The sequence below is a fragment of the Tepidisphaeraceae bacterium genome, assembly GCA_035998445.1.
In the GTDB taxonomy this organism is placed as follows: Bacteria; Planctomycetota; Phycisphaerae; order Tepidisphaerales; family Tepidisphaeraceae; genus DASYHQ01.
Window position 1 is genome coordinate 220,025 of the sequence record DASYHQ010000061.1, and the last position, 23,450, is coordinate 243,474.

At 66.1% G+C, this 23,450-nt stretch carries 17 protein-coding genes and 1 tRNA gene; 5 read left to right on the top strand and 13 right to left on the bottom strand.

The genetic code is table 11. From position 1 onward, the window contains the following. Nucleotides 1-553: 553 nt before the first annotated feature. Complete coding sequence (locus tag VGN72_23340) at nt 554-781, top strand: hypothetical protein (GenBank protein ID HEV7302293.1); 228 nt, start codon at nt 554-556, stop codon at nt 779-781. A gap of 170 nt (nt 782-951) precedes the next feature. Here the strand turns inward: VGN72_23340 and VGN72_23345 are convergent, their stop codons facing one another. Next, nucleotides 952-2,415: a nucleotide pyrophosphatase/phosphodiesterase family protein gene (locus VGN72_23345; GenBank protein ID HEV7302294.1), complete on the bottom strand. Its 1,464-nt coding sequence runs from the start codon at nt 2,413-2,415 to the stop codon at nt 952-954. 62 nt (nt 2,416-2,477) lie between these two features. On the opposite strand from VGN72_23345, the gene VGN72_23350 reads away from it, so the two are divergent. Together VGN72_23350 and VGN72_23355 are read left to right on the top strand one after the other, a co-directional pair. Beyond that, nucleotides 2,478-2,550, top strand: a tRNA-Phe gene (locus VGN72_23350). A gap of 184 nt (nt 2,551-2,734) precedes the next feature. Beyond that, a complete protein-coding gene (locus VGN72_23355; protein HEV7302295.1) occupies nt 2,735-6,073 on the top strand; it encodes a PAS domain S-box protein in 3,339 nt (1,112 codons plus the stop codon). A gap of 271 nt (nt 6,074-6,344) precedes the next feature. Here the strand turns inward: VGN72_23355 and VGN72_23360 are convergent, their stop codons facing one another. The 7 genes from VGN72_23360 to VGN72_23390 form a co-directional block, all read right to left on the bottom strand. After that, entirely contained in the window at nt 6,345-6,953 is a 609-nt protein-coding gene (locus tag VGN72_23360; protein ID HEV7302296.1) for a nucleotidyltransferase family protein, read from the bottom strand. Then, the gene (locus VGN72_23365) at nt 6,946-8,052 is read right to left on the bottom strand and encodes an XdhC family protein (GenBank protein HEV7302297.1); all 1,107 of its coding nucleotides are present in this window, start codon (nt 8,050-8,052) and stop codon (nt 6,946-6,948) included. The genes VGN72_23360 and VGN72_23365 overlap by 8 nt, the downstream gene beginning before the upstream one ends. Then, nucleotides 8,042-8,305: a hypothetical protein gene (locus VGN72_23370; protein HEV7302298.1), complete on the bottom strand. Its 264-nt coding sequence runs from the start codon at nt 8,303-8,305 to the stop codon at nt 8,042-8,044. The genes VGN72_23365 and VGN72_23370 overlap by 11 nt, the downstream gene beginning before the upstream one ends. A gap of 157 nt (nt 8,306-8,462) precedes the next feature. Then, entirely contained in the window at nt 8,463-9,452 is a 990-nt protein-coding gene (locus tag VGN72_23375; GenBank protein HEV7302299.1) for an FAD binding domain-containing protein, read from the bottom strand. Between the two features lie 21 nt (nt 9,453-9,473). Further along, nucleotides 9,474-11,993: a xanthine dehydrogenase family protein molybdopterin-binding subunit gene (locus VGN72_23380; GenBank protein ID HEV7302300.1), complete on the bottom strand. Its 2,520-nt coding sequence runs from the start codon at nt 11,991-11,993 to the stop codon at nt 9,474-9,476. Next, complete coding sequence (locus VGN72_23385; protein HEV7302301.1) at nt 11,993-12,610, bottom strand: (2Fe-2S)-binding protein; 618 nt, start codon at nt 12,608-12,610, stop codon at nt 11,993-11,995. The genes VGN72_23380 and VGN72_23385 overlap by 1 nt, the downstream gene beginning before the upstream one ends. A gap of 338 nt (nt 12,611-12,948) precedes the next feature. Next, a complete protein-coding gene (locus VGN72_23390) occupies nt 12,949-13,776 on the bottom strand; it encodes an AraC family transcriptional regulator (protein ID HEV7302302.1) in 828 nt (275 codons plus the stop codon). 76 nt (nt 13,777-13,852) lie between these two features. On the opposite strand from VGN72_23390, the gene VGN72_23395 reads away from it, so the two are divergent. Both VGN72_23395 and VGN72_23400 read left to right on the top strand, forming a co-directional pair. Continuing rightward, nucleotides 13,853-14,932: a glycoside hydrolase family 172 protein gene (locus VGN72_23395; GenBank protein HEV7302303.1), complete on the top strand. Its 1,080-nt coding sequence runs from the start codon at nt 13,853-13,855 to the stop codon at nt 14,930-14,932. 90 nt (nt 14,933-15,022) lie between these two features. Beyond that, nucleotides 15,023-16,009, top strand: coding sequence for an aldo/keto reductase (locus VGN72_23400; protein HEV7302304.1), 987 nt, complete (start codon nt 15,023-15,025; stop codon nt 16,007-16,009). A gap of 166 nt (nt 16,010-16,175) precedes the next feature. On the opposite strand, the gene VGN72_23405 is transcribed toward VGN72_23400, so the two are convergent. From VGN72_23405 to VGN72_23425, 5 genes are all read right to left on the bottom strand, one after another. Then, nucleotides 16,176-18,035, bottom strand: coding sequence for an alkaline phosphatase family protein (locus tag VGN72_23405; protein ID HEV7302305.1), 1,860 nt, complete (start codon nt 18,033-18,035; stop codon nt 16,176-16,178). Nucleotides 18,036-18,257: 222 nt separating this feature from the next. Continuing rightward, nucleotides 18,258-19,433, bottom strand: a complete 1,176-nt coding sequence (locus tag VGN72_23410) for a glycosyltransferase family 2 protein (protein HEV7302306.1) — start codon at nt 19,431-19,433, stop codon at nt 18,258-18,260. Beyond that, complete coding sequence (locus VGN72_23415; protein ID HEV7302307.1) at nt 19,433-20,248, bottom strand: lysophospholipid acyltransferase family protein; 816 nt, start codon at nt 20,246-20,248, stop codon at nt 19,433-19,435. Before VGN72_23415 ends, VGN72_23410 begins: the two co-directional genes overlap by 1 nt. Nucleotides 20,249-20,396: 148 nt before the next feature. Continuing rightward, complete coding sequence (crtI, locus tag VGN72_23420; GenBank protein HEV7302308.1) at nt 20,397-21,968, bottom strand: phytoene desaturase family protein; 1,572 nt, start codon at nt 21,966-21,968, stop codon at nt 20,397-20,399. After that, on the bottom strand, nt 21,965-23,449 hold the full coding sequence (locus VGN72_23425; protein HEV7302309.1) for an aldehyde dehydrogenase family protein: 1,485 nt from the start codon (nt 23,447-23,449) through the stop codon (nt 21,965-21,967). The genes crtI and VGN72_23425 overlap by 4 nt, the downstream gene beginning before the upstream one ends. Between the last annotated feature and the right edge of the window lies 1 nt (nt 23,450).

Sequence of the window (23,450 nt, forward strand, 5' to 3'; positions counted from 1 at the left end):
CTCCTGGTACTCCGGGAGAGGTCAGGTGAGGGTGCTTTCGAACTGCTGGCGCTTTCCGTCGATCGAAATCACCCTCACCCCTAACCCCCTCCCGGAGTACCGGGAGAGGGGACCAAACCGAATAATCACGCTCTCAGGATGACGGGGCTTCGTCAGGCGCATCGGGCCAGTTCTGACTGTCGCTTACGTTTTGCAGACGAATGCGTCTAGTTTTGCCAACGGCAAGCGATCAGGTTGCTTACGCTCGACTCCTCTAATTTCAACTAATCTGCGCCGCTCCGCAATTGGGTACGCAGCTCCGCGCCCTATATTTTACCTGCTTTACCACGACAAACTGAACGAACCACGACACGCTGCCGCGTCTGCGGCATCCTGTCGGGGTTCATAATGCGCCAATCTGTCAAAGACGGCTCAGAAACGCGTTTCTTGGGGGGCGGACTCAGGGAGTTCGGCCGTTCGGCGCGTCTGGTACAGCCTTTGATCTATGTCTCTCAGCTAACGGCTGGCGACGACAGATTAACGGATTGTAAAGCTTCAGTTGAAGGAGACTTATATGTCGATCGGGATGGATAAATTCGCGGCGCAAGGGCAGTTCCCGACGTACGAAGCGGTTCCCCGCATCAGTGCGAACGTGATGGTTTTCACGATTCAGTGCCGTTCCTGCGGGTACGAGCCGGATGACTCAGTTGTCGCACCGCGTCTTTGCCCCAAGTGCCACGGCAATGCCTGGGAACGCTATGCTCGTCCCGGCAGCATTCTCGAGAACGCCGATCGCTACTAAGCGATTCTTTATATCGGATTCCTGACACTCGCGGTCGGGCAGACAGTTCACTGCGATGCCTCGTGTTTCACGAGGTGTCGCAACGGACAGTTTGCCCGGCCGTTTACGTTGGTGGTGGGGCGGATTTTTGCCGGTTGAACTCGCGGCATTATCCGGCATTTCGGCCTAATTTAGTCTATTAAGTGGCGCATTAAGACGTTGCAGACGTCGGTCGCCGGCAGCATCTCCGACACGCCGATTTTTCGCGCGTTCGTCATTAACATGGGTCCTTCCCCAGCGCGCCGCGGCGCAACACCGTGCGATCCTTTGACCAAGGTCGCGTCGGTCGGGATGACTTCCATCAACGTCCGCATCCCCAGCTTTTTCTTTGCCAGCGTCAGCCCGATCTTCAGCTTCGGGTTGCGGATGGCCGGGTCCAGGAACAGTTCGACCGGGTCGTAGCCCGGCTTGCGGTGGATGTCGACCGTGTTGGCATAGTCGGGCCGGTCGGCATCGTACAGCCAATAGTAGTAGGTGAACCACGCATCGTGGTCCGCCACCGCGACCAGTTCGCCGCTGCGGTCGTGGTTTAGATGGACGGCCTGCTGGGCGTCGCGGTCTAACACCTGCGCCACGCCGGGCGTCGATTCGAGCAGCGCCCGCACGTCGTTCAGGATCGACCCATCATTCACATAAACATGCGCCAGCTGATGATCGACGGCTGCGAATGCCCGACTTGCGCCGGCGTCGAACACGTCCCGGCCCATCTCACGCCGAACGGCGATCCACCCGCGCTCGCGGAACAGCCGGTTGATGTGGATCGGCCGACTTACCGGGTAAATGCCGTACTCGGACAGGATGACGATCCGCGCGTTCTTGCCTTGGTAGTGGTCGATCAGCCCGCCACAGACGCGGTCGATGTCGGCCAGGTCCGTCGCGACCTTCGCCAGGTCCGGCCCGTGCCGCTGCAGGCCGTAATCCAGGTGGGGCAGGTAGATCAGCGTCAGCGTGGGGTCGTACTTGCGATCGGTGTGGATCGCGGCGTCAGCGATCCACTGCGACACCTTGATGTCGGTCGCGGGGCCCCAGAACTGGAACAGCGGGAACGTACCGAAGGTCGCCTGAAGTTCGTCGCGCAGTTCGGTCGGGTGCGTGTACACGTCCGGCACCTTCCGGCCGTCGGCGGGGTACATCGGGCGGGGGGTGACGGAGTAGTCGACCGACGAGTACATGTTGTACCACCAGAAGTGGTTCGCACACGTGAACGTCGGGTCGATCGCCTTGGCCATCTCCCACAGCTTGGGCGACTGCACCAGCTTGTTCGATTGCCGCCAGAACTTCACTTCGCACTCGTCGCGGAAGTACCACCCGTTGCCCACGATACCGTGCTCCGCCGGCCATTTGCCGGTCAGGTAGGTCGACTGCACGCTGCACGTCACCGCCGGCAACACATGCCCGATGCCGATTGGTGGATTCGCCTTCGCGAACGCCGCCAGGCGCGGGGTGTGGGGGCCGATGAGATCGGGGGTCAAGCCAACGACGTTCAGGACGACGGTCTTATGCACGGTACCGGGCAAGGTAACCGGTTCGGCCGTGCTCGGGTAGTTGAACCGTAGGGGCAGCCAGGGTCGACCGGTCGGGTGGGGTGTTGTCATCGGTCGGCCAATCCGCTACATTACCCGGTGTTCGGCGACTGGTTTTCCAGGTGTCGATCTGCGGGTCAGTAGCTCAGTTGGTAGAGCATGCGATTGAAAATCGCAGTGTCGCCGGTTCGACTCCGGCCTGGCCCATTCTTCCCTCCTCGCTTTTCACCCGTTTTGTCCCGGTAGATCCTCCTGCGAATCGGCGTTGTCCGACGCGCGGCCTATGATTACCGTGGTCGTCCCTCGTCCGGTTCCACCGCGGCGGCGGCGCAACGTGGGTTTGGTGCAATGACGGCCAATGGGTCGCGCACCGAAATAGGCTAGCCTGAACATGACGTCACCCGATTCCGAACCCCAAGCCGCGCCACCCACCGTGGCCGCCGGTGGCGACACCGCCATCGCGCCAACCGACTTGTTGCTGCGCCAAAGCGAGGGGCGCTTCCGCGCCGCGTTCGAGCAGGCGCCGCTGGGCATGGTGCTGGTGGACCTGAAGGGGCGGGTGCTGCGAACCAACGAGGCGTTCTGCAAGATCGTCGGTTACCCCGCCGACTACCTGATCGGCAACGACAGCTCGCGTTACACCCACCCCGACGACCGCCAGCGCAACATCGACCAACTGCAGCGCCTCGAGATGGCCGCCGTCGGCAGCGCGGTGTACGAAAAGCGATACGTTCGGCCGGACGGTCAGGTCGTCTGGGCGCAGGCGAGCCTCTCGCCCGTACGCGACGACGCCGGCGAGGTGATCGGCCTCATCGCGCTCGTGGAGGACATCACCGAGCGCAAGGCATCGCAGGACGCGCTTGCGCGCAGCGAGGGGCAGCTGCGCCTCATCCTGGAAAGCGTGACGGACCACGCGATCTTCACGACCGACCTCGATGGCCGCGTGACCAGTTGGAACAGTGGCGCCGAGCGGACGTTCGGCTACGCCGAGGCCGAGATCGTCGGACGAAGTGAGACCGTCCTCTGGACCGAGGCCGACCGCCAGGCCGGCAGCGACCAGCGCGAGCGCGACAGGGCCCGGCAACAGGGCAGTGCCGACGACCGCCGGTGGCACTTGCGGAAGGACGGCGCGCGCTTCTTCGCCGGCGGCGTGCTGCACGCGCTGCGCGACGCGGGCGGCCGGGTCGTGGGCTTCGTGAAGCTCTGCCGCGACGAGACGCTGCAGCAGGTCGCCGAGGAGCGCTTGCGCGTGTCGGCCGAGCAGCGCCGGCTCGCGCTCGACGCGGCACAGCTGGGCTGGTGGCAGATGGACGCCAACCGCAACGTCGACTGGGACGCCCGCGTGCGCGCGATCTACATGGAGCCGGACGAGGAGATGACCTACCAGGGCGTGATGGCCCGCATCCATCCGGAGGACCGCCCGCGCGTGGATGCGGCCGTGAAGGCCGCGATCGACCCGGTCGACCCGCAGCCGTACCGCGCGGAATATCGCGTGCGTCGCACGGACGGCAGCATCCGCTGGATCGCGTCATCGGGCAAGGCCTACTTCGACGGTGACGGCCCGAACCGCCGGCTGCTGAACTTCGTCGGCACCGCCGCCGACATCACCGATCGCAAGGTCGCCGAGCAGGCGCTGCGCGCCAGCGAGGCGCGCTTCCGCTTCCTTAGCGAGCTCAGCGAGGCCACGCGCGACCTGACCGACCCCGAGTCGGTCATGGCGGTGATCGCGCGCGACCTTGGTCAGCACTTGGCCGTCAGCCGATGCGCTTACGCGGAAGTGGCGCCGGACCAGGAACACTTCACGATTCGCCACGATTACGTGGACGGCTGCGCAAGCACCACCGGCGATTACGTGCTGTCGCTCTTCGGCCCGCGCGCCGCCAGCGACCAGCGCGAGGGGCGCACGCTGATCGTGCACGACGTGGACGGGGAGCTGCCTTCCGGCGAGGGGGCCGAGATGTTCAACGCGATCGGCATCAAGGCGATCGTCTGCTGCCCGCTGATCCGCGGTGGACGATTGGCGGCGATGATGGCGGTGCACCAGACCACGCCGCGCCGCTGGCAGCAGGAGGAGATCTCGCTGATCGAAGCGGTCGTCGAGCGATCGTGGGCGTACATCGAGCGCGCCCGCACGGCCCGCGCGCTGCTGCAGAGCGAGGCGAACTTCCGCCTGCTGGCCGACGCCATGCCGCAGATCGTGTGGGCCGCGCAGCCCGACGGCACGCTGGACTACTACAACAGCCGCTGGTTTGCCTACATCGGCCTGCCCGCGCACGCGATCGCCCATGCCACGTGGGACCGCTACGTCCACCCGGACGACCTGCCCGGCACCTACCATTCGTGGAAGCGCAGCCTGACGACCGGCGACGACTACACCGTTGAGTTCCGCGTGCGCGGCGCGAGCGGTGAGTACCGCTGGTTCCTGGCCCGCGCGTTGCCGATTCGCGACGCGGACGGAACGGTCGTGCGCTGGTTCGGCACCTGCACCGACGTGCACGACCAGAAGCTGCTTCAGGAACAGAACGAGCGCCTGCTGGCCAGCGAGCGCGCGACCCGCGCTGAACTGGAACGCCAGGGGCAAATGAAGGACGACTTCCTCGCCACGCTGTCGCACGAGCTGCGCACGCCGTTGAACGCGATCGTCGGTTGGTCGCAGATCCTGCGCAGCGGCACGTCCGACCCGAGCGATTTAGCCGAGGGCCTGGCGACGATCGACCGCAACGCGCGGGCGCAGTCGCAGATCATCGACGACCTGCTCGACATGAGCCGCATCATCAGTGGCAAGGTGCGGCTGGACGTGCAGCGCGTGAACCTGGCGAACGTCGTGAACAGCGCCGTCGAGACGGTGCGGCCAGCCGCCAACGCCAAGGGCGTGCGCCTGGTGGTGGTGATCGACCCGGCGGCCGGGCCGGTCAGCGGCGACCCCAACCGGTTGCAGCAGGTGATCTGGAACCTGCTCAGCAACGCGCTGAAGTTCACGCCGCGCGGCGGGCGCGTGCAGCTGGTGCTGCAGCGCGTCGATTCGCACGTCGAACTGAGCGTGGTCGACACCGGCATCGGCATCGAACCCGACTTCCTGCCCTACGTCTTCGACCGCTTCCGCCAGGCCGACTCGTCCACCACGCGCCAGTTCGGTGGCCTGGGGCTGGGCCTGAGCATCGTCAAGCAACTCGTCGAACTGCACGGCGGCACCGTGCGCGTGAACAGCGCCGGTCGCGACAGCGGCACGACCTTCGCGGTCTCGCTGCCACTGACCGCGCTGCACCCCGAGACCGATTCGGACGCCGAACGCCGCCATCCGACCGGTGGGCCCGACTTCGATCGCATGATGGAGGCCTGCCAGAACCTGACCGGCGTGCGCGTGCTGGTGGTGGACGACGAGCCCGACGCGCGAGCGCTGGTGAAACGCCTGCTGGACGAGTGCGGCGCCCAGGTGAGCATCGCATCGTCGGTCGACGCTGCGATGGCCGAATTTGCGCGCGCCGTGCCCGACGTGCTCGTGAGCGACATCGGCATGCCCAACGAGGACGGCTACTCCCTGATCCGCCAGGTGCGCGCGATGGGCCCCGCCCAAGGCGGCAACCTGCCCGCGCTGGCCCTGACCGCCTACGCCCGTGCCGAGGATCGCGTGAAGGCGATCCGCGCCGGCTACCAGATGCACGTGGTAAAACCCGTCGACCCGACCGAACTCATCACCATGGTCGCCAGCCTCGCGGGGCGCATGCGGTGATTGTTTCTGACGGTTGAGGCATCCCCAAACGCCCGGGTCATCCTGAGAGGCTGTCAAAGGGCGCGTTCGCCTTCACCATGGCATGGGCGTCTCGCCCATGCCTGTGGCCTGGAACGGGAAATGCGATTTACTGGCTGGTGCGCTGGCCAAGCCATAGGCTCAAATCTTATTGTCTGGCCTCACGACACGCATGGGCGAGACGCCCATGCCACGGTCGGAGCGGACACGGCCGCGCTTCGTGCTCAGGATGTCGGGTTGAATTCGTGCTTCATCAACTGCTTACGCTTGGCTTCACCGCCAGCAATGCCTTCAGCTGCGCCGCATCGTCCAAGTCAAACGATGCGTTCGGCAGCGTGACGTAAGCCGGCGACGCACGGGTTCCGTTGCGAAAGATGGCGCGAGCGCCCTGTTCGCCGCGCAGCGAAAGCAGATCCGGAAACATCGCCGCCGGCACGATCGCGGGCGGTCCCACGTAATCACCATCGGCCGAGAAGCACGCGTTCGCCGGCGTCGCCCGCCACGCGTGATGGAGCGAACGAAGGTCCGCGGACGTGATGCGGTACTGGTCGCACTGCAGCAACATCAGGGCGGCCGCGCCACCGTCGATGGCTGCTTGGGCGGCGCATCGCACCGAGGCGGCCAAACCTTCTTCCCATTGTTCGTTTCGAACAACCGCCACCGGCAAGTCGGCGATCGCGGTGGCGCACGCATCGAACTGACAGCCGAGCACAACGCCAACGGGGCCAAGGCCCGACTCGTGGGCCACGCGGCATTGCCGGTGCAGCAGCGTCTCGCCGTTCAGCGATACCAGTTGTTTCGGTTGCCCCAATCGCCGCGATGCGCCCGCGGCGAGGATGGCGATCAGCAGGTCGTCAGGCATTGCGCACCAGCGATGGGTGCCGGCCCGGCAGCGCTATTGGCAACGCTTGCGACAGTGGCCGGGCGTCGCAATCGTTCAACGTTGCCATGATGTCGGCCACCACCGCCACCGCGATGCCCGCGGCCGAGCGATCGCCCAGGTTCAGCCCGATCGGCCCGCGGAAGCGTGCGATGAAGTCGGCGGGCAACCCGGCGATCTCGCTCGCCTGTTCGATCAGCCACTGCCGACGATGCGGTGGGCCGAGCGACCCCACGTACGCCAGCGGCCGCGCTGCCAGCAGGGGCAGGATCGCGACGTCGTCCGGCAGGCTGTGCGTCATCAACACCACCGCGGTGCGCGGCGTCAGCCGAACGGCCCGCAGCACGTCTTCCCACGGGCCCGCCTGCACTTGATCGGCGGACGTGAACCGATCTGCCGTCGCCAATCGCGCCCGGCGATCGATTACGCTCACATGCCAGCCGAGCGAACGGGCGATGTCGGCGAGCGGCCGAGCGTCGTCACCACCGCCGCAGATGACGAGCCGCGTGATCGGCGGGACGTAGTGGGCCAGCACGCTCGTGTTATCGCTGATTGGCCCGTGACTGCTTCGGGCGTCGCTCGCCGCCCGTGCAGCCAACGTGCGAACGGCCTGATGATCGATGTCGGTACCTGCCGTCAGCCACTGGCGGAGCGCGGTGGGGTGGCCGTCGGATACGTCTAGCGTGCAGGCGAGCAGCGAAGGCGCGTCGGCATCGTGGGCCACTTGCAGCTGCCGCAGCAGGTCGAGGTGGATTGGCGTCAGGCGTTCGACGAGCACCTCGATCGACCCGCCGCAGCCCAGTATCGGTTTGCCGTCGTCACCATCCGGGTCGGCCGCGAAGCTGAGCACCTCGGCGGGTTGATGTTGCGTAAGCGATCGGCCGTGCCGCGCGACGTATTCCTCCAGGCAGCCGCCACTCACGCCACCGGCGATCAGGCCGGGCGGGCCGCTGACCATCATCGAGCCGAGCGGCCGATACGTGGAGCCGCGCGACGCGAACAGCGTCGCGAGCGTGCCCGGCTCGCCGGCGTTCAGCAGGCGCTCGGCCAGCGCGATCATGGCGGGCAGTTCATGCCGCATCGTCGCTGCCCTCCTTCGGTTCGTCTGCTGCCGGTGGGGGCGTGAAGCAGATGCGCGGGTGGACGCAAACGTGCGGGTGGACGTACGAATCGTCCGGCCCGGTGGCGTCGGCGGTCGCTAAACACCAAAACGTGGCGGTGGAGATGTAGCCGGCGTCGAAATCCACCGACGGCGAGTACGTCACCCCCGGCGTCCCCTTCGACCGCAGCCGGCGGCAAACGGTGGGGCGCTGCGAATCTGGTAGCGAAGGCAATTGCATCTTCGGCACGTAGCATGGGCGTCTCGCCCATGACTGTGGACGGGACGAACAATAGCATTGATGGCAGACCGCTTCGACCGGGGCGGTCAGAACAAAAACCAGCTTCCGGCGTCATCGCGGTCATGGGCGAGACGCCCATGCTACGGTCCATTCACGCCATCTCCGCCGCCTTCAGAATCGTCCGGCGAACGACCGTCTCCAGCAGCGCCACCTTATACCCGTTCTTAGACAACGGCGTCGCGCCCTGCACCGCCGCGGTGGCGGCCCGGCGGGCGAGGTCTTCGGTGATCGGGTGGCCGACCAGCATTTCCTCGGCGGCCGTCGCGTGCCGGGGCACGGGCGCGACCCAGCCCATCACGATCGAACAGCTGCCAACCTTGTCGCCGTCCATCACCATCACCACCGCGACATCGCAGATGGGCCAGTCGTAACTCTCCCGCTCGGTCTGCTTGTGATACGCCGCCTTCGCACCGGCAGGCAGCGATGGTACGAGCACGCGCGTCAGCACCTCGCCCGGCTCGATCTTCGCATCCACCGGCCGTTGCATGTCGGGTGGCAGGAAGAAGTCGGTCAGCTTCACGCTGCGCGTCTTGCCGTCACCGTCCGTCAGTTCGACACCGGCATCGTACGCCACGAGCGCGGTCGCGGGCGTGCTGGCCTGCACCATGGCGGTCTCGTTATTGTCGAAGATCGCGTGATACTGGTTCTGCCCGGCCTTCACGCGTTCCAGCGCATCGCCTTCCACGTTGTGGAAGTGGTCGTGCCGGTAGTACCAGCAGCGCGGCTTCTGCAGCAGGTTGCCACCGATCGTCGCCGCGTTGCGTACCTGCGGTGTGGCGGCATGACCGGCGGCTTCGGCGAGCGCGACGTATTGCTGGCGGATCTGCGGGTCGTTGTCGATGCGATGCAGCGTGACGAGCGCGCCGAGCGACAGGCCGTCTTTGTCGACCTTGATGTCGCGCAGGCCGTCGATCGTCTTCAGGTTGATCAACCGCGCCGGCGCGATCACGCCTTCCTTCATCAGGTCCAGCAGATCCATGCCGCCCGCCTTGGCCATCACGAGCCGGTCCGGCTTCGTCTCCGCCAGCAGGTTGGCGGCCTGCTGCACCGACTTGGCGTCGACCCATTCGAAGGTTTGCATGTGATATCCTTTCGGCGCTACTTAAGCTTTCAATGCCGCCAGCACGTTGGCCGGGTTCATGGGCATCGTGCGGATGCGCTTGCCGGTGGCGTTGAAGAACGCGTTGCCGATCGCCGCCGTCACGGCGACGTTGCTGGCCTCGGCGATGCCGCGGGCGTCGGTGGACGATTGGGCGCCCAGTTGTTCCAGCACCACGACGTCGATCTGCGGCATCTCGCGCGAGCCGACGATCTTGTACTGGTCCACGTTGGCGTTCAGCTGATGGCCACTGCCGGGATCTAGAATGCGGTCTTCATAGATCGCGTAGCTGATGCCCTGGATCACGCCGCCTTCAATCTGGCTTCGCACCAGCATCGGGTTGATCGGCCGGCCGCAATCGTGGACCGCAACGATGCGGTTCACCTTGATGACGCCCGTTTCGGTATCCACGGTGATGTCGGCGAACTGCACACCGCCCAGGCCGTGCTTGCTGATCGATGTGGAGCCCTTGATCGCAAAGCCTTCGTAATCGTCGCGCCGGCCGGCCATCGTGGTGATCTCACCGAAGCGGGCCTTCTTCGCGGCCTCTTTCAGTGGCACGGCACTGGAATTGTCGCCGCGCAACATGGCCTTACCGTCGGCGAAGATGATGTCGTCGGGATTGGCGTCCTTGAACACCGGCCCCGCGAGTTTGGCGGCCAGCTCGCGGGCGGCCTTGTACGCGGCGTTGCGGGCGGCGGGGGTGACGGAGCTGGTGACCTGGCTGCCGCCCGACGGTGGGCCGAACGGGAACCGCGTGTCGCCGATGTACACGCCGATCTCCTCGGGTTTCAGGCCGAACTCCTCGGCCACGGTTTGCGCCATCACGGTGCGCGTGCCGGTGCCGATGTCCTGCGTGCTGTTGTAGATCGCCACCGAACCGTCGTCGCTCACGCGCACCTCGACGTTCGTGCGCGTGTTGATCAGGTACAGCCACTGCGACTGCGCGAAGCCCATGCCGCGCTTGATCGGCCCCGCGTCGCTGCCGGCCGGCTTGCGATTGGCCCAGCCGATGCGCTCGGCGCCCACCTTGCGCTCGTGGGCGCGGGCGAACATGTCATCGGTCGGGTCGGTGTCGATCTTCTCGCGGTACGCCAGCGGATCAATCCCGATCTCGTGGGCAACCTCGTCGATCACCTGTTCCAGCGAGAAGATGCCCTGCGCCTGCCCAGGCGCGCGGAACGCCGCACAGGGACCGGCATTGGTGAAGACGTCGTACTGCTCGGTGTGCACGTTCTGGCAGGGGTAAAGCGAGCTGTAGCAAAAGCCGATGCCCGCGCCACCGGCCACGCCACCGGTGCCATGGCTGACGACGTGGATCGCCGTCAGCGTGCCGTCCTTCTTGGCGCCGATCTTCACCTTCTGGTAGCTGCTGGGTCGATTGCCGGCCGAGGTGTGTTCCTCGCGGCGGTCGAGCATCATGCGTACCGGCGCTTTGGCTTTCCGCGACAAGTGGATCGCGAGCAAGCCGAAGTTATTGATGCCGTACTTGGCGCCGAAGCCGCCCCCGATGTAGTCGCTGATGACGCGGATCTTGCTCTTGGGCAAATCGAAGTGCTCGGCCGCCTCGTCGCGCACGCTGTTGGTGTGCTGGGTGCTGGCGTAGATCGTCAAACCGTCACTGCGCCAGTCGGCGACCAGGCCGTGGGTCTCCATCGGCACGTGCGTCTGCACCTGCGTGCGGAACTCGCCTTGCACGATCACGTCCGCCTCGTCGAAGCCCTTGGCCGTGTCGCCGCTGGGCTTGGAACCGCGCTCGCCCATGTTCGGCCCGCGCACGTTGCCGTTCTGCGGCAGGCCCTTGGGCGCTCCACCCCCACCGGCGGTCGAGGGTTGCTCGACCGGGCCGGGGAAGACGACCGGCGAACCTTCCTTCATCGCGGCGTCCAGATCGGTCACGTGCGGCAACTGCTCGTACTCGATCTTCACCAGCTTCGCTGCTTCTTCGGCGGCGCGGGCACTCGTGGCGGCGACGGCGGCGATGGGCTGGCCGGCGTAGCGCACGGTGGGGTACTTGTTGCCCGCGTCGGCCTTGGGGTCGCGCAGCTGCGCGGTCTGCAGCACGCGCTCCAGCACGTGCACCGCCTTCACGCCGGGATGCTTCTCCGCCGCCGACGTGTCGACCGACAGCACCTTCGCGTGCGGCCACGGGCTCACCACCCGCCGGGCCCACAGCATGCCGGGCAACTGGATGTCGAACGTGTACTTGGCCTTGCCCGTCACCTTCGCGACCGCGTCCAGCCGTGGCACCGATTTGCCGATCGACTTCAGCGTCGCGTTCTCCCCCAGCGGTGGGGGCTCGTCCATCGGCACGCGGCGCGTGACCTGCTTCATGTCGGTGCCGACGATGCCGTACGTCATCTGCTGCTCGCGCAGCGCGGCCTGTGGGTTGGCCTTTTGAGTTGTCGGTTGCGTCGCCGCCTTGCCACCGGCGGGCTGTTGGGCCTCGCCCTTGGCTTGGTCGGACGATTCCGTGTCCCCCGGCTTCTGCGTCGCGGCGCCCTTTGCGTCCTCGTCGGCCATCACTCACCCACCTTTCGCCCGGCGACCGACAGGGTCGCGTTGAAGATGTTCTGGTACGTGCCGCACCGGCACAGGTGGCCGCTGATCGCGCCCTTCACCTGATCCAGATCCGGGTTCGGATTGCGATTGAGCAGGGCAGCGCAGCTCATGACCATGCCCGGCGTGCAGAAGCCGCACTGCAGCGCATCGTGCTCGATGAACGCCTGCTGCACGGGGTGCAATTGGTCCTCGCGCGCCAGTCCTTCAATGGTCGTCACCTCGCGGCCGCGCGCGTCCAGGGCCAGCGTCATGCAGCTGCTGGCCGGCTCGCCGTCCAACCAGACTGTGCAGGCCGAGCAGGCGCCGCGGTCGCAACCGACCTTGGTGCCCGTAAGGCCGAGCTCGTCGCGAATGACTTGGACTAAGGTGGTGGCCGGGTCGACCGTCACATTGGCCGTCTGACCGTTGATGGTGAGCTGCATCGGTACCGCGCCGGGTCCCAGCACTTTGGCGCTGCCGGCTATGGCGCTTTCCTCGGCCGCGCGGGCCAAGCCTGAGTCGAGCAGCGCCGTGGTGATGGCCGACGCGCCGGCCCCTTTGAAAAAGGCCCGTCGCGAGACGCCGGATCGTTCGGCCATGGTGACGCTCCTTCGCAAGCAGTTATGCGTTGAACGCGACTCGACGCGGTCGAGTTACAGACAAACGTGAAATTATCCGAAGCTGCGCGCGCGACGACATGCGTGGATCGCGATCGCACCTGCTAAGCATTGGCGCGCCGTCGGCGGCAGTCAACGCTATTTCGAAATGGATCGCTCACTCCGGCCCCTCTCCCGGTACTCCGGGGGAGGCTGGGTGGGGGCGATTTCGAACGGCTGACGGCTCAAAGAGAACAAAATCACCCTCACCCAACCTCTCACATGCGTACATGGGAGAGGGGCCAGAACTTGATCTCGGTACGTATGGCGTGCGTCACGCTTCACCGTACGCCGTTCGTCGACCGGTTGCGCAACTGCGACGGCGCAACGCCAAAGCAGGCCTTGAAGTGCTTCGAGAAATAGAACGGATCGTCGTACCCCACGCGCCGGCCGATTTGGCCGACCGCCTCGTCGGTCCCGCGCAACAGCGCCGCGGCGGCGTGCAGGCGGCGGTGGATAAGGTAGGCCATGGGCGAGGCGCCGAAGTGCCGGCCGAATTCCGTACAAAGGTGGCCACGCGACAGGTTGGCCATTTCGGCCAGAGCGGCCAGCGTGATGCGCTGCTCGTAATGCGTGTCGATGTGTTGCTTCACGCGCGATAGCCCCTCGGGCGTTTGCCGTCGCGCGGGGGCGCGTTCACCCCGAACGGCCTCGCGGATGAAGTTCTCCAGCAGGTTGCGCAGCACGATGAAGTCGGGCGCGTGCGGGCCGTTGATCTCCTCGTACATCGCCAGCAGGTAGTTCTCCAGAGGCGACGGGTCGCGCAGGCGCACGATGCGCTCGCGATCGCCACCCGCACCAGCCAAATGCCGGGAAACGACGTTCCCATCGCAGTGGATCCACGAGTGCCGCCATCGCCGATCGATGTTGCCATAGTGGTGCGCCGCTGCGCTGGGCCACAACGCAACGCTGGGCCCGCCAACTCGGCGGCGAGCGTTGGCCGGGCCTAGTTCCACGTCGTCGTAGAACAGCATGAACAACCGGTCACCGGTGCCGGCGGGGCGCTCGATGAACGACGGTGGCATTGTCTCGTTGATGCCGATGCCGCGAATCTCCAGTCCCGGCCCGCGGTACCAGGGTTGGCTTTGAAGATGGCGGATGGAGAGCATGTCGCCGGAAGATCGTACAAAGAATCGTCAATCGGCTCCATTCTGGTGCGTGGGGCAGTTCGATAAGCTGACCGGCATGAAATTCAACGGTCTTGGCATGAACCTCGGGAACCTGTCGCAACTGTCTGACGCGAAGACGCGCTCGATCAGCCCGGAGAACTTTACCGGCGAGAAGGGCAAGGGTGGCATGGCCACCGAGGGCACCGGCGCCAACTGCGCCCGCGACCTTGGCCAGGGGTGGAAGATCTCGCCGTCGATCACGATCAAGGCTGGCGAGGAGCGTGTGCTGGCCGACATTTCGGGCAGCGGGGCGATCCAGCAAATATGGATGACCCCGACGGGCAACTGGCGCATGAGCATCCTGCGCATTTACTGGGACGACCAGGAACAGCCGTCGGTGGAATGCCCGGTCGGCGACTTCTTCGCGTGCGGCTGGGGGCAGTATGCGCCGCTCAGCTCGCTGGCGGTCTGCGTGAATCCGGGTAGCGCGTTTAACTGCTATTGGGAGATGCCGTTCCGCAAGCGCTGCCGCATCACGATGACCAACATCGCCGCCGACGACATGCGGCTGTATTACCAGATCAACTACACGCTGACCGACGTCCCCGAAACGTGCGCCTACTTCCACGCGCAGTTCCGCCGGGTGAACCCGCTGCCGTACAAGGAGGTTTATACGATCCTGGACGGCGTGCAGGGCAAGGGGCAGTACGTGGGCACCTACATGGCGTGGGGCGTGAACAACAACGGCTGGTGGGGCGAGGGGGAAATTAAGTTCTTCATGGACGGCGACAAGGACTACCCCACCATCTGCGGCACCGGCACCGAAGACTACTTCTGCGGCAGCTACAACTTCGAGAACCAGGTGACCAAGCAGTACCAGGAGTTCACCACTGCCTACGCCGGCCTTTCGCAGGTTATTCGACCGGACGGCGTCTACAAGAGCCAGACGCGCTTCGGCATGTATCGCTGGCACATCACCGACCCCGTTCGCTTCGAGACGGACCTGAAGGTGACCATGCAAGCCCTTGGCTGGCGATCGGGTGGCCGTTATCTGCCGCTGCAGGATGACATCGCGTCGGTCGCCTACTGGTACCAGACGCTGCCGGCGGCGCCGTTCCCGAAGCTGCCGGATAAGGATTCCCTCGAGATCCTGTAGCGCCGGTAGTGCAGGCAGAGCCGCATCTGATGACACGAACCGCTCTATGCCTAAGATGCTCCGCGGCACGCCGTTACAGGAGCATCGATGATGGATTACGTTCGTGTTGGTAAGACCGGCCTCAAAGTCTCCCGTCTCTGTCTGGGTTGCATGAGCTTTGGCGTGCCCGAGCGCGGGGCGCACCCGTGGACGATGAACGAGGAGCAGAGCCGGCCGTTCATCAAGGCGGCGCTAGAGGCGGGCATCAACTTCTTCGACACGGCCAACGTCTACTCGGACGGCACGAGCGAGGAAATCACCGGCCGGGCGCTGCGCGACTTCGCCAAGCGCGAGGAATACGTGTTGGCGACAAAGGTGCACGGGCGAATGGGTCCTGGCCCCAACGGCGCGGGGTTGTCGCGCAAGGCCATCATGAGCCAGATCGATGCCAGCCTGACCCGGCTGGGGACGGATTACGTCGACCTGTATCAGATCCACCGCTGGGACTACGACACGCCGATCGAGGAGACGCTGCTGGCGCTGCACGACGTGGTGCGGGCAGGCAAGGCGCGGTACATCGGCGCGTCGTCGATGCACGCGTGGCAGTTTGCCAAGTCGATATACCTGGCCGACCGGAACGGGTGGACGCGGTTCGCGTCGATGCAGAACCACTACAACCTGCTGTATCGCGAGGAAGAGCGCGAGATGATGGGCCTGTGCGCCGCCGAGGGCATCGGCGTGCTGCCGTGGAGCCCGCTGGCGCGCGGGAAGCTATCGCGCCCGTGGGACCAGCGCGCCGCCACCGACCGCGCCAGTGGCGACGAATTTGGCAAGACGCTTTACAACGAGCCCGGCGGCGCGACCGAGACCATCGTGGGCCGCGTGGGGGAGATCGCCAAGGCCCGCGGGGTGTCGCAGTCGCAGGTGGCGCTGGCGTGGATGCTGACCAAGTCGTACGTCACGTCGCCGATCATTGGGACGACCAAGCCGCATCATCTGGACGATGCGCTGGGGGCATTGTCGCTCGCGCTGACGCCGGATGAGGTGAAGCGGCTGGAAGAGCCGTACCAGCCGCAACGGGTGCTGGGGTTCGCGTAAGCCGCTCCGGCCCCTCTCCCGGTACGCCGGAAGCGGCTGGGTGAGGGTGATTTCGTATTGGCCTACGCAATATATCGAAGGATACTGCTGCTACTCGTCATCCTGAGGTACTCCGAAGGATCTCCCCCCGTATTCGCCTCGGGAAGAAGAGATCCTTCGGAGTACCTCAGGATGACGAAGTGGCGGCGTGCGATCGAGTTCGTGCCGGTCTACCGACGCTGAAGAACGCCGCGAGCGCCGCGGTCATCGCGATCAGCAGCGTCTCCACGATTACGACGGAAACCAGCGCCACCGCCATTGCGGCTTGGCGCGTGTCGTGGAAACGAATCGCCAGCAACAGGCTGCCAATGATCGCCTGTGCGATGAGCGCCGTCATCAACCCTGCCGCGAACGTACCCGATTGCCGTTTTGGCGCGTTGGTGAGACCCGTGGCGACGGGCATCACGACCGCCGCGATTGGCAGCACCTGCACCGCCATCACTACGCCAAGCGCGGCGATCGGCCCGGCCCAAGAATCGAGCATTGCGAACGCCACGCGGACGTTGATCGTGGACAAACTCAGTCCCTGCCCACCCAGCGCCGTCAACAGCGGTACCGCGATCAGGATGACGACCCATTGCGCGGTGGCCGAGCGTCGCAGTGCAAGCCGAGCCGCCCACCCAGTTGCCACGCCCACAGCGCACGCCGCGGCGAGCGGGGGGCCGGAGACCAGGTAGGCCAGCCCCGGTGTCGCCAGTGGCAGCAGATCAGCCATTTGCAGCCGACCGATGTTGGATAAGCCAGACGGCCAGCCAAACCGCAGTAGGCCGATCATCAGCAATCCACCAAACAGCACCGCCACGCTCGCTCCGAGTGGCCACGAACGCAGCGGCGAACCGTCGAGCGACGCCAACCCGATCCACCATCGCAGCAGTCCAACCATCGCGCCAAACGCCAGCACGCCGGCGATGACAAGATCAATCCGATACAGGCGGTTGCGACGCGCGAATAGAAGTAGCGCCACCAGCGCACACGTCGCTGCCAGGCCGAACAACGCGAACCCCAGCAGCACGAGCGCCGGCCACAGCAGGTTGTTCAACAGCGTGTAACCCCGATGCCGCGACCGATGCGGAATGCCGGACAGGATGGCGCAACTTGCGAGAATGCCGACGAACGCCAGCAGCCATGTCGGCGATATCCTCGTGCCAACCTGCGGCGGCGGCTGCCACGCGACGCCCGCCGCTTCCGTGATCAATCGCGGCACGATCGCCTGGCTCACGTCACCCATCTGGCCGCGCGGCAACCCCGGCCCCCAGGCGACCAGCGGTGTGTTTCGCACGGCGTCTTCTGGTCCGGCATGACCGCCGAAGTCCGTAACCCCGTGGTCGGATGCAACCACCACCGCCATGTCCGGTGGTGCGATGGCCGCGATGCGCGCGACGGAGGCATCGGCGCGGGCGACGAACGCCGCGTAGTTCGCCGACGTGGCCCCGAACAGGTGCGCCACCTCGTCACCCTGCGACAGATGGATGATCACGAGGTCGTTCCGCGCATCTGCAATCGCGGCCAGGCCGGCGCTAAGAATGCCGTCGTCGTCGCCAATCCGATTCGTAAGATGCGACCGGCTGATCCACGGCCGATACCGATCGTGCCACAGCCGCGGCCCGGCCACGAACGTATCTCGGCCGGAGTCACGGAAGGCCTGCAGAACGCCACCGTCGGCCGCGACGGGCGCGCCGAAGTCCAACAGGAAACTCGTCGGCCCCGGGACGCGGCCGGTGATGAACGTCGTGATGCCCGCAATGGTCGACGGCACCGCCGCCTCCACCCGGGCGATGCCCCACGCGTGCCGCTCGGCCAGCGCGTGCAGGTTGGGCATGCGCGCGGGATCGCGGGCGGCGTCGAGCCGCAGGGCGTCGATCACCACCAGCGCCACCCGCGTTGCCCGCTCACTCTCAACCTGCGGCACGCTCGTGGGCAGCCGCGGCGATCCATCCTGAATCAACAACGGCCCCAGCGCCGCCAGCAGCACCACGATGCACAACATCGCGACGTTGCCGGCCCCGGCAATCTGATGGAGAAAGGTGGGAAGCTTGGGGCGGCGCAAGGGTCACGCGGTCCACGTGGAGAGAATCGGAATGAAGTGCACTGCCTGCATCTCCATCTTTCACCATATTGCCCCCGGCTTGCCGGGGTAAGACCACCGGAAAGTCGGAGGCCAAGTAAGGAGCAGAAACCTGATCACCCAAGAAACAGACGGCCTACCCAACTACTTCACCCCCGCGACGGCCGCGCCGTACGAGCGGCCACGCCAGGTGGACGACCGGCCCATCACGCGGCGAGACAGCGCGTACCACTGGATCGCCAGCAGCACGACGATCGACACCGGGTGCAGCATAGCCCCAAGCCGCGACTGCCGAAACCGCGCCGCTCCGGCCAGTCGTACCGCGTAGCTCAAGAGCACCGCGATGCCGGCGCAGATGAGTACCACCATCCGGTAAGGTATCGCCGGCGCGAGCGCGGCGTACGCGAACCAAATCATTGGCAGCACCTGTCCAAGCGTCAGCATGATCGTCCACGGCACGATCGCCGCGGGCGCGGCCATGCCTTCGGTCGCGTTCTTCGCCAAGCCGTGCCATGTCTCGCCGTTCGACTGGTACATGCGGCAAGTGGCCGTGTCGGTCGCGTCGAACAAATCGGTGCGATCTCCAGCGTTGCGGAACGCGCGCGGCAGCGTCACGCCGTCGTGCAGCGACGCGCGGATCGCGGCGTGGCCACCGGCGCGGTCGTAGGCGTCTCGCCGCGCGATGAAGAACTGTCCGCAGCCCGCGCCGTACGCGGGTGAAGTGGACATGCGCATTCGCCGGATCGGCAAAAAGCCCAGCAGCACGAAGTGGATGAGCGGGATCAGCATGCGCTCCAGCATCGTGCCGGTCTGTTGCCGTGGAAAGCCACTCACGAGCGGCGCGTCGGCCGCGACGGCGAACGCGATGGCCCGGCGGACCGCGTCGGGCGACAGGCGCACGTCGGCATCGATGAAGGCCAACCACTGGCCACGGGCCCGCATCGAAAGCACGTGACACGCGTGCTGCTTGCCGCACCAGCCGACCGGCAGCGGTGGGGCGGCCTCAAGGCGCAGCCGTGCGTCGCCCGCGGCGATGTCGCGCACGATGTCCGCGGTGCGATCGGTCGAACCGTCGTCCAGCACGATCACCTCCAGCTCACGGCCGTCGCCCGCATCATTGGCAAGCACGGCCCGCACGCAGTCGCCGATGCTCGCCTCTTCATTCCTTGCAGGGATGAGGACGGACACCACGCCTTCGCTGCCTACCCCAGCAGCGGCGTTGGGTTGTGGCGCGGTGCGGAACTGCCGCAGATTGTCGAAGAACAGCCCGGCCGACAGGATCGACAGCAGCAGACCGACGATGGCCAACACCAATAGCATCACGCGTGTACGTCCTCCATGTGGGCGGCCGAGAAGCGCCGACCGGTCGCTTTGGCCTTCATCCATCGCCACGCGTCGTACGTCGCGCTGCTGCCGGCCGAGCCGCGCAGGATGACGTCGAACCGGCCAGCATCCTTCGCGATCGCGTCGGCTGCCAGCCCGTCCATCGTGGTCGCCAGCGCGTCGTCAATCGCGAGGTCGCCGGCATGCAGATCGCATGGCGGACCGAATCGCACGAGCGCCTCGGGCTCCCGTTCCGTCCAGAACGGATACTCGATCGCCAGCGGCAGCACGACCGCTTGCTCACATCGCTCGGCGAGCCTTGCCAGACCGGCGGCCAGTTCGACGGGTCGCTGGCGCGGGTCGGCGAAACGGCCCTGCGCGGTGATCCACAGGCACGTGTTCGGGGACGCCGCGACGCGCGAGGCGGTCTTGAAGAACGCAGCGCCACCGGCCCGCGACGCGCGGTCGATCCCGAAGAAACCGAGCTTGCGGAAGAAGCGATACTTCTCCAGCATCGCCGCGTCGATCGGCGCGTAATGTCGACGGCCCGGCCACAGGTGTTGCGACAGCACCAGCGCCATCAGCGGGTCCCACCAGCCCGGGTGATTCATACAGAGGATGATCGGTGTGGCCGCATCGATCGTCGGCGGGTAGCCATCGCGCGCGATGCGAACCGTATGAAAGTGCTTACGCGCAAACCGCCGCGTGTACCAGTGGAACAGCCGAAACAATGGGCGGTTGATCGTCGGCAGCGCGTGCTCGCGGTCGCGCGTGGTCGCGATAGGTGGCGAAGATATGAGCTGATCTGGCATGGACGGAAGGGCGCTCTGGTCCCTCTCCCGGTAATCCGGGAGAGGTTAGGTGAGGGTGATTTCGAACTGCTGACGAATCTCGAAAGAACGAATCACCCCCACCCAGCCTCCCCCGGAGCATGCGGGAGAGGGGCAGGAAAGGATCGACTTACACCGGTGCCAGCGCCGCCTCGCGCGTGTCAGGCGAGGCCGTACTGCCACGCCGATCCTGATCCAGCGAATCGCCCGCGATCCAGCCGCTCATCAGCACCATCGGCATGCCGGGTCCGGGGTGCGCCGCGCCACCGGCGACGTACAGCCCCGCGATGTCCTTACGACGATTGGCGGGTTTAAACGCGCCCAGGAACTTGCCGTGAGACGCAAGGCCGTAGATAGCGCCGTTCAGCACGCGGTAGCGGTCGTGGATGTCCTGCGGCGTCAGCGTGCGCTCGACGACGATGCGGTCCTCAATGTCCGTCAGGCCGGCGGTGCGCTTCAGCTTGTCCAGGATGACGCGGCGATAGTCGGGCAGCATCTTCCTCCAATCCTGGCCCGGCCGCAGGTAGGGCGTATGGACGAGCACGTACAGCGCCTCGCCACCGGCGGGCGCCACGCCCGGTTCCGTGCCGGCCGGTGCGGCCAGGTAGCACGTGGGATCAGGCGCCGGTTCGCCGCGTCGATAGATGTAGTCGAACTCCTCGTGCGGGTCGCGCGAGAAGACGAAGTCGTGGTGCAGCAAATGGTCGTAACGCTGCTTCAGGCCGAGGTAGAGCACCACGCCACTGCAGGCGGGCTCGAACGAGCCGCGCGACTTCTCGAACTTCTGCGCGTCGCGACCGCCGATCAACTCGCGGTAGGTGCGCACGGCGTCCATGTTCGACACGACCGCGCTCGCCGGCAGCCGGCGGCCATCCTTCAGCGTCACGCCGGCCACGCCGTTGCCGTCGTGTTCGATGCGGGCCGCTTCAGCACTGGTGATCACGTTTACGCCGAGTTCACGCGCCAGCTTCGCCAGCGCCGCCGGCACGGCGCCGGTGCCGCCCATGGGGTACCACACACCGTCGTTCGTCTGCATGTGCGCGATGCCGCACAGCACCGCCGGCGAGGCCTCGGGGCTGCTGCCGACGTACTGCGTGAAGTGGTCCAGCATCTGCGACACGCGGCCGTCACCGATGTACGAGCGAATGGTGCCCGCGACGCTGCGGCCCATGCCCATCGCCATCACGTCCGACAGCGTGCCCAGGTTAAAGCTGGCCTTGGGGTCCATCATGTCACGAATGCCACCGATGGATTTCCAGAAGTAGAAGCGTTCGCTGATGTCGTGCAGGCGGTGCGAGTGGTTGATGAACTTCTCGTAGCGCTCGACGTCGCGCGGGTCGGTCGAGAACGCCGCCAGCGTCTGCTTCATCTTGGCAACGTCGGCGCAAAGGTCGAGCGTCGAGCCGTCGTCGAAGAAGCAGCGCCACTGCGGGTCGAGCGCCACCAGATCGAGGTAGTCCTCCATGCGCCGGCCGGCCTCGGCGAAGATGCGCTTCAGCACGCGCGGCACGGTGAGGATGGTGGGACCCATGTCGAAGCGGTAACCGTCCTGCTCCCACACCGCCGCCTTGCCGCCCAGCCAGTCGTTGGCCTCCAGAATGGTGACGGCATGCCCGCGGGCCGCCAGCGTGCATGCGGCAGCCAAGCCACCCAGGCCGGCGCCGATAACGATGACAGTGTTGTCGCTAGTGGTGCTATTCATGTGGGTGAACCTTTTCCTCGTGTCGCAAGCGTCTTCATCAATTGTAGCGCCGCCCGCACGCGCCCGCCGACCGATCGGCCATGGGCGGCGTGCAAGTAGGCCGCGAACATCGTCGCGTCGCTCTCGTGCGGCTTATCGTAGTGCGGGCGAAACGTGCCACTGCGGCTGGCGACGGCCTTGGGGCGCGTCATGGCGAGCAGGCCGTCGGCGCCGCGCGTCACGCCGAACCCACTGTGCCCGCGGCCACCGAACGGCAGGCGCGGGTCGGCGGTGGGGGCGATGCAATCGTTGATCACAACGCAGCCCGCGTTCACGCGCTGCGCCAGCGCGGTCGCAGCGTCGGCTGGGCCGAAGATCGTCGCGCCCAATGCGAACTTGCATTGGGCCGCCAGCGACAGCGCCTCATCGACCGATGCCACCGGCACGACCGCCAGCAGCGGCGCAAAGGCTTCGTCACGCAGCACGCGCGCGCCATGAGGCACGTCGGTCAGCAAGATCGGCGATAGCGTGCTCGCGTCTTCCGTAGGCACATTGCCAGCCAGCAGGCGACCGCCGAGTTCGATCGCGTTCGATGCGAGTGAACGTGCCCGCCGTATGCTCGGTGGCGATGCGCGGAACGTCGGCAAATCGCGCAACGCATCACTTAGCGATGCATTCAGCGCCGACAGCATGTCGGCGGGCACGAACACGCGCCGCGGCGCGATGCAGGTCGCGCTGTTGTTGAACGTCAGCCCGAACCGCAGCGCCCGGCTCGCCAACTCCAGGTTGGCGCCGGGCAAGATGAAGACGGCGTCGTGTCCCGACAGTTCCAGCGTGGCCGGCACCACATGTTCGGCCGCCTCGGCAAGCACGGCGTGACCGGCGGTGAACGAGCCGGTGAAGACGACGTGATCGACCTGGCCGATCGCGTCGCGCGCGGCCTGAACATCTGAAGCTAGAACGGTGAGTAAGCCTGCCGGCAGCCCCGCGGTCGTCGCGATCTGTGCAAGCAGATCGACCGCCTGCTCGCAGCCCGGAGCCGGCTTTACCAGCACCGCGTTGCCCGCAGCGATCGCCTGCAGCGCGTGCGCGACTGGCAGGAACAGCGGATAGTTTGACGGGCCGATCACCAGTACCACGCCAAGCGGTTCGCGGTAAATCGTTAGGTCAGATCCCGGCAACCACGCCGGCCGGCCTGCGCGCCCGAGGCGCTGCGGGCGCAACAGGCGAGTTAGGTTGCGCTCGAGAAAGCGAATGCCGTCCAGCACGGGCAGCACCTCGGCCGCCAGCGAATCGGCAACGCGCCGTTGCGTGATCGTCGATAATGCTGCCGCGATCTCGTCGGCACGATCTACGACCGCGTGGCGAAGCTGTCGGAAGATCACGACGCGGCGTTTCAGCGGCACGCGTGCCCACGCCGCGCCGGCTGCTCTGGCGCGCGCGATCGTCCCAACGTCACTGGTGACGTCAGCGTCGCGAGGTTGTTCGGCAAGCATCGTCATC